12 protein-coding genes are annotated in these 16,371 nt (G+C 46.8%); 10 read left to right on the top strand and 2 right to left on the bottom strand.

Annotation, left to right across the window (positions count from 1 at the left end; all coding sequences use genetic code 11):
- The first annotated feature begins 74 nt into the window (after positions 1 to 74).
- The 8 genes from LRL21_RS12885 to ppk1 all read left to right on the top strand — a co-directional run bounded on the left by LRL21_RS12885 (position 75) and on the right by ppk1 (position 12,705).
- Positions 75 to 3,695 carry a DNA polymerase III subunit alpha gene (locus tag LRL21_RS12885; protein ID WP_240416193.1) on the top strand — a complete coding sequence of 1,207 codons (3,621 nt, stop codon included), beginning with the start codon at positions 75 to 77 and terminating at the stop codon, positions 3,693 to 3,695.
- Positions 3,696 to 3,853: 158 nt separating this feature from the next.
- Positions 3,854 to 5,812, top strand: a complete 1,959-nt coding sequence (locus LRL21_RS12880) for an S-layer homology domain-containing protein (RefSeq protein ID WP_240416192.1) — start codon at positions 3,854 to 3,856, stop codon at positions 5,810 to 5,812.
- 179 nt (positions 5,813 to 5,991) lie between these two features.
- Entirely contained in the window at positions 5,992 to 6,183 is a 192-nt protein-coding gene (locus tag LRL21_RS12875; protein WP_076233175.1) for a glutamate decarboxylase, read from the top strand.
- A gap of 51 nt (positions 6,184 to 6,234) precedes the next feature.
- Positions 6,235 to 7,146, top strand: coding sequence for an acetyl-CoA carboxylase, carboxyltransferase subunit beta (gene accD, locus LRL21_RS12870; RefSeq protein WP_240416191.1), 912 nt, complete (start codon positions 6,235 to 6,237; stop codon positions 7,144 to 7,146).
- Between the two features lies 1 nt (position 7,147).
- Complete coding sequence (accA, locus tag LRL21_RS12865) at positions 7,148 to 8,128, top strand: acetyl-CoA carboxylase carboxyl transferase subunit alpha (protein ID WP_240416190.1); 981 nt, start codon at positions 7,148 to 7,150, stop codon at positions 8,126 to 8,128.
- Positions 8,121 to 9,878: a pyruvate kinase gene (pyk, locus tag LRL21_RS12860; RefSeq protein WP_240416189.1), complete on the top strand. Its 1,758-nt coding sequence runs from the start codon at positions 8,121 to 8,123 to the stop codon at positions 9,876 to 9,878. The genes accA and pyk overlap by 8 nt, the downstream gene beginning before the upstream one ends.
- Before the next feature lie 170 nt (positions 9,879 to 10,048).
- A complete protein-coding gene (locus LRL21_RS12855) occupies positions 10,049 to 10,465 on the top strand; it encodes an acyl-CoA thioesterase (RefSeq protein WP_240416188.1) in 417 nt (138 codons plus the stop codon).
- 146 nt (positions 10,466 to 10,611) lie between these two features.
- Entirely contained in the window at positions 10,612 to 12,705 is a 2,094-nt protein-coding gene (gene ppk1 / locus LRL21_RS12850; RefSeq protein ID WP_240416187.1) for a polyphosphate kinase 1, read from the top strand.
- On the opposite strand, the gene LRL21_RS12845 is transcribed toward ppk1, so the two are convergent.
- Positions 12,696 to 14,228 carry a Ppx/GppA phosphatase family protein gene (locus LRL21_RS12845; protein WP_240416186.1) on the bottom strand — a complete coding sequence of 511 codons (1,533 nt, stop codon included), beginning with the start codon at positions 14,226 to 14,228 and terminating at the stop codon, positions 12,696 to 12,698. The genes ppk1 and LRL21_RS12845 overlap by 10 nt on opposite strands.
- Before the next feature lie 209 nt (positions 14,229 to 14,437).
- Between LRL21_RS12845 and LRL21_RS12840 the strand changes: the two genes are divergently transcribed.
- Positions 14,438 to 15,088: a glycoside hydrolase family 73 protein gene (locus tag LRL21_RS12840; protein WP_240416185.1), complete on the top strand. Its 651-nt coding sequence runs from the start codon at positions 14,438 to 14,440 to the stop codon at positions 15,086 to 15,088.
- 74 nt (positions 15,089 to 15,162) lie between these two features.
- Here LRL21_RS12840 and LRL21_RS12835 read toward each other — a convergent pair whose 3' ends face one another.
- The gene (locus tag LRL21_RS12835; RefSeq protein WP_240416184.1) at positions 15,163 to 15,387 is read right to left on the bottom strand and encodes an alpha/beta-type small acid-soluble spore protein; all 225 of its coding nucleotides are present in this window, start codon (positions 15,385 to 15,387) and stop codon (positions 15,163 to 15,165) included.
- Between the two features lie 103 nt (positions 15,388 to 15,490).
- Here LRL21_RS12835 and LRL21_RS12830 point away from each other — a divergent pair, with 103 nt between their 5' ends.
- Entirely contained in the window at positions 15,491 to 16,348 is an 858-nt protein-coding gene (locus LRL21_RS12830) for an ATP-dependent DNA ligase (RefSeq protein WP_240416183.1), read from the top strand.
- Positions 16,349 to 16,371: the final 23 nt, after the last annotated feature.

Here is a 16,371-nt window from a genome sequence, read left to right as displayed (position 1 = left end):
TATGGTACACGTGTTCGTATTATGATAAGATATTTATATATAGGTATTCGGCACATATGAAGGGGGCGAGGCAAATGAGCGACTTTGTGCATCTGCATGTACATAGCGAATATAGCTTGCTGGACGGTGCGGCGCGTATCGACGATATGGTCGGGCAAGCGGCAGCCATGGGCATGAAATCACTTGCCTTGACTGATCACGGGGTTATGTACGGAGCGATACCTTTTTATAAAGCATGCAAACGGCACGGCATTAAACCGATTATTGGCTGCGAGATGTATTATACGGCTGGCTCCATTCGTGATAAAGGCACTCGCAAGGAGCATCCGATCTATCATCTGATATTGCTTGCAAAAAATCAGGTGGGCTATCAGAATCTGATGAAGCTGTGCTCGATTGGGCATTTGCAGGGCCATCATTATAAACCACGGATCGATCCGCAGCACCTGGCTCAATATTCGGAAGGACTCATTTGCACAAGCTCCTGTCTGGGCAGTGAGGTGTCCCAGCATCTGCTGCATGAACGATATGAGCAAGCCAAGGAAGCAGCGCTTCGCTACCGGGCCATATTCGGCGATGATTTCTTTCTGGAGCTGCAGGATCACGGTCTGCTGGAGCAGAAAAAAGTGAACCAAAGCATGCTGCGTCTGAGTGAGGATACGGGAATTCCACTAGTTGTCACCAATGATGTCCACTATGTGCGTGAGCCGGACCATGCCGTACAGGACATCCTGCTGTGCATTGGCACCGGCAAAACGGTGGATGATCCGGATCGTCTCAAGTTCCAGTCGAGCCAGCTTTATTTAAAAAGTGCTGAGGAAATGAACAGGCTGTTTCCTCACGTACCACAAGCTATTGCCAATACGTCGATTATAGCGGAACGCTGTCAGCTGGAGATCGAATTCGGCCGTTCCATTTTGCCCCGTTTCGAGCCCATTCCTGATCATTCGACCGCTGGAGAATACCTTGCCGAATTGTGCAACGAAGGACTAAGAACGCGATATGAGCATTCCGATTCCTGGAAGGACCCGAGCTTCCGCAAGCAGATCGAGGAGCGCCTTGTTTACGAGCTGTCGGTTATTGAACGAATGGGCTTTTCCGATTATTTTCTCATCGTATGGGATTTTATTCGCTTTGCGCACGAGCAGCGGATTGCAACAGGACCGGGACGGGGCTCGTCTGCAGGAAGTCTGGTTGCCTATGTGCTGCGTATTACAGATGTCGATCCGATCCGCTACAAGCTGTTGTTTGAACGGTTTTTGAATCCGGAACGGATATCGATGCCGGATATTGATATCGATTTTAGCGATTTGCGGCGGGACGAGGTTATTGACTATGTCGTTGCCAAATACGGTCCCGAGCATGTCGCGCAGATTATTACGTTTGGAACGATGGCTGCCAAGGCTGCCGTTCGTGATGTGGGCCGTGTATTAAACCTGCCTTATAATGAAGTGGACCGCGCAGCCAAAATGATTCCGCATCAGCTCGGGATGACGCTGGCGGAGGCGGTTGAAGCCAATCCTGATCTGAAAGCATTAGCAGCCAGACAGCCGAAGACGGCAGAGCTGCTGGATATGGCCATGAAGGTGGAGGGAATGCCTCGTCACGCATCGACACATGCCGCAGGTGTCGTGATTTCGCGTGAGCCGTTAACCCGGTACGTACCTTTGCAGGAAGGTAACGAGCAGACGGCATTAACGCAATATTCCATGGAGCATCTGGAGGCCATCGGGCTGTTAAAAATGGATTTTCTCGGACTGCGAACGTTATCGATCATCGAGCGGACTCTGATGTGGATCAAGGAGCAGACGGGAATTGAGCTTGACTTTCATAAGCTGTCGATCGATGACCCGGCTACCTATGAAATGCTGGGTCGAGGAGATACAACAGGCGTATTTCAAATGGAATCTCCTGGGGTTCGCAAGGTGCTTAAGGAGCTGCGACCATCGGGGTTTGAGGATATTATTTCAGTAGTCGCGCTGTACCGCCCAGGCCCAATGGAATTCATCCCGCGTTTTATACAAGGTAAGCACGGGGAAATCGAAGTGGAGTACCCGCATGCGGATCTGGAGCCGATTCTGCGCGATACGTACGGAATTATTGTGTATCAGGAGCAAATCATGCAAATTGCGTCCCAAATGGCCGGATTCAGTCTGGGTGAAGCGGATTTGCTGCGTCGGGCCGTAAGCAAGAAGAAGCGTGAGGTGCTCGACGAGGAACGTGCGCATTTTGTTAAAGGCAGCCAAACGCTTGGTTATCGTGCCGATGAGGCGAACAAGGTGTACGATATGATCGTCCGTTTCGCCGACTACGGATTTCCTCGCGCGCATGCGACTGCATATGGAGTGCTTGCTTTTCAAACAGCCTATCTTAAGGCTCATTATCCGGTTCAATTTATGGCCTCGATGCTGACAGCTGTGATGGGCAATCACAATAAAGTAGCTGAATATGTCGATGAATGCCGTCGGATGGGTATTGTTGTATTGCCGCCTGATGTCAACGAGAGCGGAATTGTCTTCACTCCGGCGAAGCAGCCGCAATCCCTTCAAGAGCCAGATAATTCCTCCAGCTTTGGAGCCATTCGGTTTGGACTAGCTGCCATCAAAAATGTCGGCACGCATGCGATTGAAACCATTATGCAGGAGCGCAGCAGCGACGAAGGCCCTTTTGAAAGCTTGATTGATCTGTGCCGTCGTGTGGATTTGCGCGTGTGCAACAAACGTGTATTGGAATCGCTCATTCAAGGCGGCGCTGCCGGATCCTTGCCGGGTCATCGTGCCCAGCAGCTGGCGATGCTTGAGGATACGATCAATGCTGCGCTCAAATGGCGAAAGGAACGCGACGATCTGCAGCTGCATTTGTTCGGTTTTGTTGAGGATGTGAATTGGGATGTCGAATATCCGCAGATTGCGCCTTACACCATGACGCAGCAGCTGGAGTTCGAAAAGGAGCTGCTGGGTCTCTATATCTCGGGCAGTCCGCTTGATGATTACGAGCAGGTGCTGAGAGAGCTGGAGATCGATCTGCTGCATTACCTGCCGGAAATGCCGGATCACAGTGAGGTCATAGTAGCAGGTCTGGTGCTCTCCAGCAAAACAATCGTGACCAAGAAGGGGCAGCCGATGGCCTTCATGGAGCTGGAGGATCGCGTTACCAAGATCGAGGTCGTACTGTTCCCGGAGGTCTGGAAGCAATTTGCCCCGCTCGTTCAAAAAGGCAAGCCAGTGCTCATTAAAGCGAAGCTGCAGCAGGGCGATGAGGAAGTGAAGCTGCTGGCAGATCAGTTATTTGCCTTAAACGATCCCGAGCTGCTTGCGAACGCAATGCGGCGTCCAACTGCTCCTATCCATAAGACTGGCAGTAAGATAGCCAGCAAGCCGGATAAAGCGAGAAGCACAGGTGAACGAGCCATGACTCCACCTGCGGTACGTGCCGTGCAGCCAAACAAAGCAGCGAGCCCCCCACCGAGCCAGCGGGTTTATATCAAAATTTCACCTGCCCATGAGCAGCAGCGCATATTATCCAGTCTGAAGGAGCTTCTGCTGCAGCATCAGGGATCGTTATCTGTTGTTCTCTATTACGAAAGCAGCCAAAAAACGCTCAGCTTAAACGATCAATTTAACGTTAAGCCTTCTCCGAAGCTGATTCAGGTTATCGAAGATTTATTGGGCAAGGATACAGCGAGAGTAAAATAACAGCGTGTGATCACAAAAAAATCCGGGAAAATGCCGGATTTTATTTTTTTAGCAGGAATTTACCATATATTGTTGAATAACAGTTATTGTGGTTCCAAAGAAATGGTTCTAAAGGCTTATTAAGTGATGGAATGTTATGAATTGAAGGAGAGAGGAAGATGGTAATGAAAAGTAAAAGGTTAGTTTGTTTAATGCTATCCTTGTTGTTGTTTCAGTGTTCTGCTTTTACCGCAGTCGCAGTTGACAATGTGCTGCAAAATCAGGCCGTCAATGGCGGAGTCATTAATCAAAATATTGTGTTCGTTGATTTGAAGACTGATCATTGGGCGTATGAGGCGATATCTGATTTGTCCAAAAAGGGATACATCAATGGTTATGAGGATGAAACGTTCAAACCAGAAAATTCGATTACCCGGGAGGAATTTGCCAAACTCATAGCGACAACGTTTTATTTGGATATTCCTTCACCCAAAGCGCCTTCCTATTATGATGTTCAAACTGACAAATGGTCGTATCCGTATGTAGAAGCAGCCAAAGACTTTTTAACCGGCTATTATCCTCCTGGAGGCAAGGCGTTCTTTAGTCCGGAAATTAAAGCTACCCGAGAAGATGTTGCGGTTGCATTAGTAAAAACCTTGGGACTCACGACGAACGATCTGACCAACAAAAACATATTGGAGCGAAAATTTAAAGATGTAAGCAAAGTTTCCTACGGAATCAGGGATTATGTGGCGATTGCTACCGAAAGATCTTTGATCAGTGGGTATGAAGATGGTACGTTTCGTCCTGACAAGCCTATCACACGCGCTGAAATCGCGACGCTTTTGTATAGAGCCATTAAATCATCAGCCAAAGATCAAGGTGATGGACCGCTGCTTAAAGTAAGTGTTCCTGAAAAAACATCAAATTCTACGGTATACATATCAGGAACAGTTAGTAACAACGCAAAGGTAACGATCAATGGCAAAGAGATTACGAAGATCATTGACGGTCAATTTAAGGAAGGGTTTAAGCTGGAGAAGGAAGGAAGCTATGAGCTAACTATCATTGCCACATTATCCAGTGGAAAAACAAACACGGTAGTCAAGAAGGTGACATATGAAATCGAAGGTCCAGAGTTAAAGATTGATGATATCCCGGAGACCACAAGCTCACAGACGATATCGATATCGGGTACGGTAACGGATAAGAACGATTCGTTTCCTACCGTCTATTTGAATGATGAGAAAATCCACGGCAGCAATTATTTTTCAAAGAGTGACATTGTGCTTGTCGAAGGTGAAAACATTCTGGTCTTCAAAGCGAAAAACAGCTTGGATAAAGTGACCACAATTACCAAAAAGATTACCTTTACAGCAGGAGGTCCGACTCTCAAGATAGATGAAATCCCCGAGACAACGAACTCACAGACCCTATCAATATCCGGTACAGTGACGGACAAGAACGACTCGTTTCCAACTGTTTATTTAAATGGTGAGAAAATCGGCGGCAGCAGTTATTTTTCGAAAAGTGATATTGTGCTGGTTGAGGGTGAGAACATTTTGGTCTTCAAAGCGAAAAACAATGTGGATAAAGTGACGACAATTACCAAAAAAATCACTTTTACAGCAGGAGGTCCGATTCTCAAGGTTGATGATATCCCGGAGACAACGAACTCACAGACAATATCCATATCAGGAACAGTGACGGATAAGAACGATTCGTTCCCTACCGTCTATTTAAATGACGAGAAGATCGGCGGGAGCAGTTATTTTTCAAAGAGTGACATCGTGCTGGCTGAGGGTGAGAACATTCTGATTTTCAAAGCGAAAAACAGCGTGGGTAAAGTGACCACAGTTACCAAAAGGATCACCTTTACAGCGGGAGGGCCTATTCTCAAGGTAGATTATATTCCTGAGAAAACCTCGTCGAGCAAGATATCGGTATCAGGAACAGTAACGGATAAGAACGATTCGTTCCCGCTTGTTTATTTAAATGATGAAAAAATTGGCGGCAGCAGCTATTTTTCCAAGTATGATATCCCTCTGAAGTCAGGTGAAAACACGTTTGTATTTAAAGCTGTTAATAACCTTGGAAAGAGCTCGACAGTGACCAAAAGCGTTTATTACCAAAAGTAATCAGGGGCTGGCAGGCATGATTTCTGTTAAGATTTGTCTTGTTTGATGGAGCATTTATACCCAAACGAGCAGTCCAGGCAGAGAGAATGTCTGCTTGTTTTCTCTCCAAAGTTAATTTCTTGCGATAAAAAGATAAGTTATGCTATCATTAGTGCATTATGTTCGGGAGGTCTTGTTTCATGTGGACCGTTATTTATATTGCGCCAACTGCCAAAATTGCAGATCGAATTAAGGAAAAGCTGACGGAAGAAGGCTTTCTTGTTCAAGTACGGGCGATTAACATGACTAAGAATCAATTTGAAATTGTGGTTCCTGAAGGTGAAGTGGAAGAGGTACAGGACGTACTCAACTCCATTTTGCATAGACATTAACGTGAGAATGAAGGACCACATTTGAACAACAACAGCAAGTGAGGTGTAGCCGTGCAATTTAAAGACTTTTTTCAGAAAAAAAAGTATGCGACCATTCCAGGCGCTAATAGAACTACAGTGCCGCGGGTCGATGAGAACGGGGAAAGTATTCCTGACGACAAGCCCAAGAGAGAGATTCCCGAGGGCTTGATGAATAAATGTCCGAAGTGTGCAACGATTCAATTTTCCAAGGAGCTGGAAAAGAATCTTAAGGTGTGCAGCACATGTGGATACCATTTCAAATTAAGTGCGGTTGAGCGGATCCAGATGGTGATGGATGAGGGCCGTTTTTTTGAATATGACAGTGAAATGATCTCCGAGGACCCACTGGAATTCCCGGATTATGTGAACAAATATCGTAAAGCTGTGGACACGACGGGCATGAACGATGCCGTTATTACCGGCGAAGGTACAATAGGTGGGTTTCCGGTTGTTGCCGCGGTGATGAGCTTCGATTTCATGGGTGGTTCCCTTGGCTCGGTTGTTGGGGAAAAAGTAACATCAGCTATTGAGCTTGCGATACAGAAGAAGTATCCGATCATCATCTTCTCCACCTCGGGTGGCGCGAGAATGCAGGAGAGTATCCTCAGTCTGATGCAGATGGCCAAAACAAGTGCTGCCTTGGCACAATTGAACGAACAGGGCGGCTTGTTTATTTCCGTGATTACGGACCCAACCTTCGGGGGCGTATCTGCTAGCTATGCTATGCTGGGAGATTATATTATTGCTGAGCCGGGTGCAGCCTTTGGATTTACGGGACGCCGTGTTATTGAACAGACCATTCGTCAAAAGCTGCCTGACAATTTCCAAACCGCTGAGTTTAACTTAAGCCACGGTCAGGTGGATATGGTAGTGGTGCGCAAGGATATGAAAAGCACGTTGAGCCGCTTGCTGGATTTGCATGTCGTAAAGGGGGATTTGTAGAATGGCAGGTGAATTACCCTTTGAACAGCCTTTGCTGGAGCTGAAGGCTAAGATTGAGGAATTGCGTAATTTCGGTTCTGAAAGACAAATGGATTTTTCCGATGAGATTGCCCGCTTGGAAAATCGCTACGAGCAATTAGCGGCCGAGCTGTACAGCAGCATGACCACATCCCAAAAAATGCAGCTGGCCCGTCATCCGCAGCGGCCGACGACGATTGATTATATTCAGCTTATTTTTACCGATTATATGGAGCTGCATGGCGACCGTGTATACGGCGATGATTTGGCTGTTGTTGGTGGCTTGGCGCGACTGGGCGGCATTCCTGTTACCGTGATCGGGCATCAAAAGGGCAAGGATACGAAGGACAATATTGCCCGCCACTTCGGCATGCCTCATCCAGATGGCCTGCGTAAAGGCTTGCGTTTGATGAAGCAGGCAAACAAATTCAAGCGGCCGATCATTACTTTTATTGATACACCGGGAGCTTATCCGGGCAGTGCAGCTGAGGAACGCGGACAAGGCGAGGCTATCGCCAGAAACCTGATGGAGATGGCTTCTTTTGGCGTGCCGATTCTATGTGTGGTCATCGGTGAAGGCGGCAGCGGCGGGGCATTAGCCCTTGGTGTCGGCAATCGCGTGTTTATGCTTGAGAATTCAATTTATTCGGTCAGCACACCGGAGGCGGCCTCCTCGATTTTGTATAAGGATGCTACAAGATCAGGTGAAGCGGCGGAAGCGATGAAAATAACTGCCGATCATATTTTGAAATTAGGGGTTATTGATGCCATTATCCCTGAGCCGCGTGGCGGGGCCCATCGGGATTTGCCTTCCCTGGCTGAGGTTATTAAAGAAACCTTAATAAATAATTTGCAGGAGTTGGCTGTTCTTTCAGAGAAAGAGCTAGTGGAAGACCGTTATAAGAAGTTCAGGAAAATCGGAAGGTTTACTTACACTCAGGAGGGTAATCACAATCATGCGTAAAACGAAAATAGTATGTACAATCGGTCCGGTAAGTGAATCACTGGAAATGTTTAAAAAGCTTATCAACGGCGGGATGAATGTATGCCGTTTAAATTTCTCGCACGGCGATTTTGAGGAGCACGGCAACCGGATCAAGAACGTTCGTCAGGCTGCTGAGGAACTGAACAAGACCGTTGCTATTCTATTGGATACCAAGGGCCCGGAAATTCGTACAGGCAAGCTGAAGGACGACCAGAAGGTTGAGCTTGTACAGGATCAGTTCATCACGCTAACGACTGAGGAAATTATCGGAGATGCTGATCGTGTGCATATCACTTATGCCGATTTGCCAAGAGATGTTAGAGTCGGCGCAACGATCTTGATCGATGATGGCTTAATCGGTTTGGAAGTTGTAGACAAAACCTTTACAGATATTAAATGCCGCGTTGTTAACGGTGGTCTATTGGGCGGTAAAAAAGGTGTTAACGTACCAGGGGTTAAAATTAATCTTCCAGGTATTACGGAAAAGGACGCTAACGATATCATCTTTGGTATCGAGCAGGGCGTTGATTTTATAGCGGCTTCTTTCGTACGTAAGGCTAGCGACGTTATCGAAATTCGTGAAATTTTGGAGCGTCACAATGCTACCCATATCCAAATCATTTCCAAAATCGAAAACCAGGAGGGTGTCGATAACCTGGATGAGATTTTGGAGGTTTCCGATGGCTTGATGGTTGCTCGTGGCGATCTCGGTGTGGAAATTCCGGCTGAAGATGTGCCAATCGTACAAAAAGCGATGATCAAGAAATGTAATCAAGCCGGCAAACCGGTTATTACAGCAACGATGATGCTGGATTCCATGCAGCGCAATCCGCGCCCAACCCGTGCGGAAGCAAGTGACGTGGCCAATGCGATTTTTGACGGAACTGATGCCGTGATGTTATCAGGTGAAACAGCAGCGGGGAAATATCCGCTTGAGTCCGTTATGATGATGGCTCGTATTGCTGAGCGTGCAGAGAGTGCCTTAGAGCACCGTGAAATTTTTATTCGTCAAAGCAATGCACAACAAAAAACAGTAACCGAAGCAATCTCGCAAGCGGTAGCCAATTCTGCATTGGATCTGGAAGCCAAAGCGATATTGACTTCTACGGAAAGCGGCTATACCGCTCGTATGGTGTCCAAGTATCGTCCGAAAGCACCGATCATTGCAGTCACTCCAATTGAGCACGTACTTCGTCGCTTATCGCTGGTGTGGGGCGTTATCCCGGTTAAGGGTGAGCATTGTGAAACGACGGACGAGCTGTTCAGCCGCGCCGTTGACAGCAGTCTGAATGCAGGACTCGTGAGTCTTGGTGATCTGGTTGTAATTACGGCAGGTGTGCCGGTTGGCCGCTCTGGAACAACGAACCTGATCAAGGTTCATCAAATTGGCGATATGATCGCTAAGGGTCAGGGCATCGGAACACAAATTGCTACAGGCACAGTAGTAACAGCCAAAAGCGCTGAAGAAGCCAATGCCAAAGCAGTTGAAGGCTGCATCCTGGTTACCGTAACAACGGACAAGGATTATATGCCAGCGATCGAAAAAGCATCCGCGATTATCACCGAAACAGGTGGAATCACCTCACATGCGGCAGTGGTGGGAATCTCGCTCAGCAAAACCGTTGTTGTTGGAGTTGAACGTGCGTTGGAGCTCATTAAAGATGGATCGGAAGTATCTATTTATCCTGAGGTTGGTGTGATTTACTCCGGAAGTGCGCGTGTTCTTTAAGGATCAGGTATTCATGTAATACAAAGAGTGAACTCGATAGCATGTCGGTTTCACTCTTTTTTTGCGGCTATTTAAGCAATTGAACGTGCTCAAATGAAAGATTGCCGCCGGAAAGAGTGAGAAGGAAGAGGAATAGGGATGATAGAAGGTAAGGGGGTCTGAATGAAATTATGGAATTCTCCGCATGGTTTGCTTATACTTTAAGAGTGCGTTACCAGGAAACGGATCAAATGGGCGTCGTTTACCATACGAACTATGTCAATTGGTTTGAAATCGGACGAACCGAGCTCATTCGTTCTATGGGCATGACATACAAAGAAATAGAAGAGAAGGGTTTATTGCTGCCACTGATTGATTTGAGCATGCAGTTTAAGCTTCCTGCCAAGTATGATGATTTGATTACGATACGAACCCGGATTGCGGAATACTCGAACGTTCGATTGCAGTTTGACTCGGAGATTAGGCGGGGAGAGGAGCTGTTGGTCAGCGGGAGCACCAGGCATGTATGGGTCAATCGGGCATGGAAACCTACGCGCATTGACAGGGCCCTACCCGAGCTATATGCTTTGATACATAACCAACCATGACAGTTTACAAATAATTAACATAAATCGCATCTTCTGTTGACATTGTCGAGCTACGATGAAAATAGCAGAATGAGAGTAGAAATAGCGCGAATGCTATCGAATTTCATTTTGAAACTGGTCGAATTCTATGGAGGGTACGCAACATTATGAGAGAGATCGCGGCGCCTAGAGAAAGAGAAGCATCGTCTAATTATATTAACCGTGATTTAAGCTGGCTTGAGTTTAATTGGCGAGTACTGCAAGAAGCACAGGATGCGGAAACGCCTTTGCTGGAAAGAGCCAAGTTTCTGGCTATCGTTGCATCCAATTTGGATGAGTTTATGAGTGTGCGGGTAGCGGGTATTAAAGATCAGATTAAAGCGGGCTACATAAAAAAAGACTTCACTGGCTACACCCCGGCAGGCTTGTTCAAACGTATTATGAAGCGGTCAGCCAAAATGGTCTCCGAGCAGTACAAATCATACCGTGATGTTTCCAGACAGCTGGCTAAAGAAGGCATTATATTTACCGATTATGAGGACCTGAATATTAGTCAGCGCAAAGCGATGGATGTTTATTTTCATGATATTGTGTTTCCGGTGCTGACACCGATGGCTGTGGATCAGAGCCGCCCGTTTCCTTTAGTACACACACAGGCTGTCTACCTCGCTGTTGTGTTGATGAAGGAGGGCGATGATCCGGAGGAGGAGCCGTATTTTGCGATTGTACAGGTCCCTTCCAATTTGGCCCGTTGTATTGAGGTGCCAGCAAGATCAAACAGCAAGAAGCATGAATTTGTATTGCTTGAGGATTTGATTGAACATCATATTAAGACTTTATTTTCCGGTTACACGCCGATTTCAGTACATGGCTTCCGCTTGACACGTAATGCCGATCTAACGCTGAATGAGGAAGGCGCCGAGGATCTGCTTGAAGAGATCGAGAAGGAGCTTCGCCGTCGTCGCTGGGGCGCGCCTGTAAGGCTTGAGGTTCAAAAGGGCATTCATGCTTACGCATTGACTCAATTGATGGACGAATTTGAGGTCACTGATAATTTTATTGAGATTGATGGTCCGTTAGATTTAAGCTTCTTAATGAAGCTGGTCTTTTCCTTAAAGGGCTACGATAATCTGAAATACAAACCGATTGAGCCGGTATATCCGTCGGAGCTGCTGGAAGTGGAGGACATATTCGGGAAGCTAAAGCAGCAGGATGTGCTGCTCTATCATCCGTATGAATCCTTTGATGCGGTAACCGATTTTGTCGTGCAGGCTGCGTATGACGCGGAAGTATTGGCTATCAAAATGACCTTATACCGGGTCAGCGGCAATTCTCCTTTGATCCAGGCATTGGCGAGAGCGGCTGAATCGGGCAAGCAGGTAACGGTAGTCGTTGAGCTTAAAGCCCGCTTTGATGAAGAACGCAATATCGCATGGGCACGAAAGCTGGAGCAGTCCGGATGCCATGTTGTTTATGGACTTGTCGGTTTAAAAACGCATGCCAAGATCACCTTGGTTGTCCGTCAGGAGCCAGATGGCTTGCGTCGTTATGTCCATGTCGGTACGGGAAATTATAATGATAGCACGGCTAAGCTCTACACGGATATTGGTCTGTTTACTTCTGATTCGATCATTGGTGAGGATGCGTCGGCTTTATTTAATGAGGTTACCGGCTATTCGGCACCCCACAACTGGAAAGCATTTGGGGTCGCGCCTACAGTGATGAAGGATCGACTGTTTGAGAAAATTCGCCGTGAAGCTCAGCACGCAGCAGAAGGCAAGCCAGCCCGTATCATTGCCAAACTGAATTCACTATCCAATCAGGAAATGATCGATGAGTTGTATGAGGCATCCAAGGCAGGTGTCAAAATCGAGCTTATTGTCCGTGGAGTGTGCTGTTTAAGGCCAGGCGTGGAGGGCTTGAGTGAAAATATTAGCGTGATTAGCATCGTGGACCGTTTTCTGGAGCATTCACGTATTATTTATTTTGAAAACGGCGGAGAGAACGAGATGTACCTGTCCAGCGCGGATTGGATGACAAGAAATTTAACGAAACGGATTGAACTGACCTGCCCGGTATTCGATCAGGATTTACGCAAGATCCTGATGCGAATACTGGAGCTGAGCTTGGGCGATAACGTGAAGGCTCGGATGCTGCAGTCCAATGGGATGTATGCAAGAGTCATCAACGAGGCACCGCCGCTAAGAAGCCAGTTTGAAGCGATGAAAATCAAAATCTGGAAAAAGAAATCTCACTCCTGATGAAAGGCTTGGAATGAGAATTTCATGTTCCATATTTTATGAAAATCTTTTTCTGCATTATCGACCTCTCTGTATTCGACAGAGGGGTTATATTTGATTGTGGCAGCAATATGAAGCTGTTTCCCCTCGACAGCTGCCGATATCGAAGCGATAGCTTGTGTTTCAGAAGCATCCAAAGCGATCGCAATTTGCAGTAAGGTGCCCAGCTTGTTGATCATGTCCACATCGGTTTCGTGCAAAACATCTTTGTACTGCTGATAGGTTTGATGAACCTTGCCTTTTGTTTTATAAGATGCAATACATGCGCATATCAGAATTTCCCGATGACTCAAGCCATTGAGAGGAGAGTGGGCAATCATATAAAAGGAGTGCTTGGCAAATTGATAGTAGTTCATTGACACGCCGATACGGTGGAGCAGAGCCGCTGTATGCAGGCATACACGCGTTCTATTATCATATTGATGAATTCCTTGAAGTGAATCGAATAATAGCACAGCATGGCTCGCCACCTGCTCCAGATGCTCGATTGGGGCGCTTGCGTGCAGTCCAAGCAGATTCGTTGTGCTTTGCTTTAGAATGCTTGGTGCTGTTAACTGTGGAGAAGTCAAATATTTTCCTTGAAAAAGCCCATCGCGAAGACCTGCGCCGCTGATCACATAGTGGCTGCACTTGGCTGCCTGAAAGATCGTATCCAAAATAAGCATACCCGGAATAATAATATCAACACGGTCCTTGGACAATCCGTCTACCTTTTTCCGCTTGTCGGTAGACAGGGATGGCAGCCACTTCACCAACTGCTCCATTTCGATACCATCCATTTTATAATTATGAGTGCGAGACAAAGAATATTTTCGTTTTTTCTGGCTGATTTTACTCAGACTGCGAATCGTACCGCCCATACCGACCAGCGGAAGCTGTGGATGCTGCTCAATCCAGGGTTCTTCTGCAATCGCAGCAAGCACCATAAGACGAATATTTTTGAGCTGCTCCTCATTCAGGCTGCCATCCGCAGTAAATTTCCGTGCTGTATTGACGGCTCCAAAAGGAAAAGACACGCTTTGCTCCAGCATGCGATTCCTAAACAGGCTGACTTCCGTACTGCCGCCCCCAATATCAACCAGTATGCCATCCTCGATATCGAGAGAATTGCTCATCCCGAGAAATCCGATCGTGGCTTCATCCTCTCCGGACAAAAGCTCAACCTCTATCCCACTTTCTAGCAGCAGCTGATCGATAATTTCTTGCGAATTGGCCGCATTGCGAATAGCTGCTGTAGCTGCTGCGCGGATCTCGGTGACCTGGTTGGTCTGACAGATCTGTTTAAACTGGATTAAAATATCAACGATATCCCGGATATCTGGCGTATGCAGTATTTGATCAGAGCCTATCCTAGAGCTTAAACGGGCAGACTGCTTGAACTCGCCGATTACCCGGTGAGCCTGATGGTGGTTGAGTTCGTAAATGGCAAGGCGAATCGAGTTGGAACCGATATCAATGATGCCGATTCTGCGATTGTTTCCCATGATGAGCCCCCATGACATTTTAGTATTGCAAACAAGTTCATTTTACCATCGTTTGCCCTCAGCGCAAGTTTTTTAAGAACCTGGCCTAGGCTAAACAACGGAACCTCCTGAAGAAAAGCAGAATTGGTATGGAGGACAATGGCGCTCAGGGCTGTTACACAATCAAGCAGGTACAAGCTGAATATGCTGTACAAAGGAGATGATGCGAGGTGAAGGCACAGGATTTCATTAACCTTCTAGCTCCTATGGCTGTATCTGAGCAGAGGCGTACCGGTATTCTGGCCAGTATTACGATTGCACAGGGCGCGCTTGAATCGGGTTGGGGTGCTGCAGCGCCTGGCAATAACCTGTTTGGGATCAAAGGCAGCGGACAGGAATTCGTAACAACAGAATATAGCAATGGTCATTTTGTCAAAATAATTGGCGGTTTCCGGACTTATGATACTTGGGAAGGCTCTGTGATCGATCATAGTGAATTTTTGATGGCAAACAGCAGGTACAAGGCGTCCGGCTTTTTTGAACGCTGCAAGGAGCTGGATTATATAGGGGCTGCTGGATGTTTGCAAAATGCGCGCTATGCGACAGATCCGAAGTACGCGGAAAAATTAATCCAGATCATTCAGGCAAACCGGCTGGACAACTATGATATTTTGGAGGTAGAGGACGATATGCCAAAGCTTGATCCAGGTGTGGCGCTGACGATGATCAATACGTTTTTAAAGCCTTCTTGGGCCGCTGCCGATGCGCAGCTCAAGGCCGCTCAGGATAGCAATAAAGCAGCGGCATGGAAGGAGCAAAGAGATTATTACGCATGGCTTGCCAACAGCCTGCGGGATGCTTCAGGTTTGCCCAGAGAATAGAACAACAACATGTACACATAACAAAGCCCTCTTTCCTTGTAAGGATTGAGGGCAATTTACTGTAAGCTCTACGATTAAAAGCGGTTACCTGAAATTTGCTGCTCTGCGATTTGAACCAACCGTCGAACCATATGTCCGCCGATTGCTCCCGTATCACGAGTAGCCATGTATCCATAGTAACCGTCTGCCGGAATTTGAATACCAAGCTCTTGTGCGACTTCATATTTCAATTGCTCCAATGCCTGTGCTGCTTGCTGCACAACTAACTGATTACTGCTTCTCGATTGACCTGCTGCCATGATAAGTCCTCCTTTTAATTTTCAACTAAACCTATATTCCCCCATCATTTCCCTGATTATTCATACCTATCAGACATGGTAAAATCGTAGCAGGGTGATGCTAATGTATATCGCGCCAATGCTATTAAACTCACGCGAGAAACCTTTTTCTGATCAGGCTTATTTATTTGAGCCCAAAATTGACGGGCACCGATTGATATTATCAAAGAGTGGGGAAGAGACCCGTTTATTTACAGAAGATCACAATGAATGCACTTCACAGTATCCCGAACTATGGGACGTCCCGATTGAGGGCGATGTGGTCCTTGATGGAGAGGTCTGCTATAGAGACCCGGAATCTGGGCAATTTCAATTTGATATGGTCAAGGAACGGCTTCAATTAACTAATAAAACTAAAATTCAGGCTTTCAGAAATCAAAATCCGGTTAGCTACGTGGTCTGGGATATACTTGTCCACAAAGGTCGAGATCTTCGACAGCTGTCCTTGATGAAGCGCCGTTCTATTCTGGAATCGGTTTTATTACCGAATGATTATTTCAGTGTGGTCACTCAGATTGAAGAGCGCGGAGAGGACTTATATGAATCGATAGTAGAGAAGTCGATGGAGGGTATTGTGGCCAAACGAAAAAGCAGCGTCTATGTGTCGCGGCGGTCCCACGATTGGCTGACGATCATGAATTATCAATATACGGATGTGTATATAGCAGGCTATCGTAAAGACGAATTTGGCTGGCTTGCCCATGTGAAGGAGAATGGGAAAATGCGGCCCGTCGGCATCATTGAGCGGGGGGTGAGTCCGTCTCATAAAAAATCCTTTGATGCCATCAGCAAGAAGCTGCAGAACGGAGAGGATCAAAATTTTGTTTATTTAGATCCGCTTATTCAGGCTAAGGTTCAATTTAGCAGCTGGACCCGTCATCGGATGCTGAGAGCACCAGGTTTTGTGGAATTTATAGTGTGAATGAAAGCTCCGGCGCTGCTGCC

Source organism: Paenibacillus periandrae, assembly GCF_022458865.1.
In the GTDB taxonomy this organism is placed as follows: Bacteria; Bacillota; Bacilli; order Paenibacillales; family NBRC-103111; genus Paenibacillus_S; species Paenibacillus_S periandrae.
The sequence above is the reverse complement of the archived record's forward strand: the minus strand, read 5'-3'. Positions and strand labels throughout refer to the sequence as shown.

Coding starts and splice junctions, on each gene's coding strand:
- LRL21_RS12885 (WP_240416193.1), top strand. CDS start 75: ATGAGCGACTTTGTGCATCTGCATGTACATAGCGAATATAGCTTGCTG.
- LRL21_RS12880 (WP_240416192.1), top strand. CDS start 3,854: ATGGTAATGAAAAGTAAAAGGTTAGTTTGTTTAATGCTATCCTTGTTG.
- LRL21_RS12875 (WP_076233175.1), top strand. CDS start 5,992: ATGTGGACCGTTATTTATATTGCGCCAACTGCCAAAATTGCAGATCGA.
- accA (WP_240416190.1), top strand. CDS start 7,148: ATGGCAGGTGAATTACCCTTTGAACAGCCTTTGCTGGAGCTGAAGGCT.
- pyk (WP_240416189.1), top strand. CDS start 8,121: ATGCGTAAAACGAAAATAGTATGTACAATCGGTCCGGTAAGTGAATCA.
- LRL21_RS12855 (WP_240416188.1), top strand. CDS start 10,049: ATGGAATTCTCCGCATGGTTTGCTTATACTTTAAGAGTGCGTTACCAG.
- ppk1 (WP_240416187.1), top strand. CDS start 10,612: ATGAGAGAGATCGCGGCGCCTAGAGAAAGAGAAGCATCGTCTAATTAT.
- LRL21_RS12845 (WP_240416186.1), bottom strand. CDS start 14,228: ATGGGAAACAATCGCAGAATCGGCATCATTGATATCGGTTCCAACTCG.
- LRL21_RS12835 (WP_240416184.1), bottom strand. CDS start 15,387: ATGGCAGCAGGTCAATCGAGAAGCAGTAATCAGTTAGTTGTGCAGCAA.
- LRL21_RS12830 (WP_240416183.1), top strand. CDS start 15,491: ATGTATATCGCGCCAATGCTATTAAACTCACGCGAGAAACCTTTTTCT.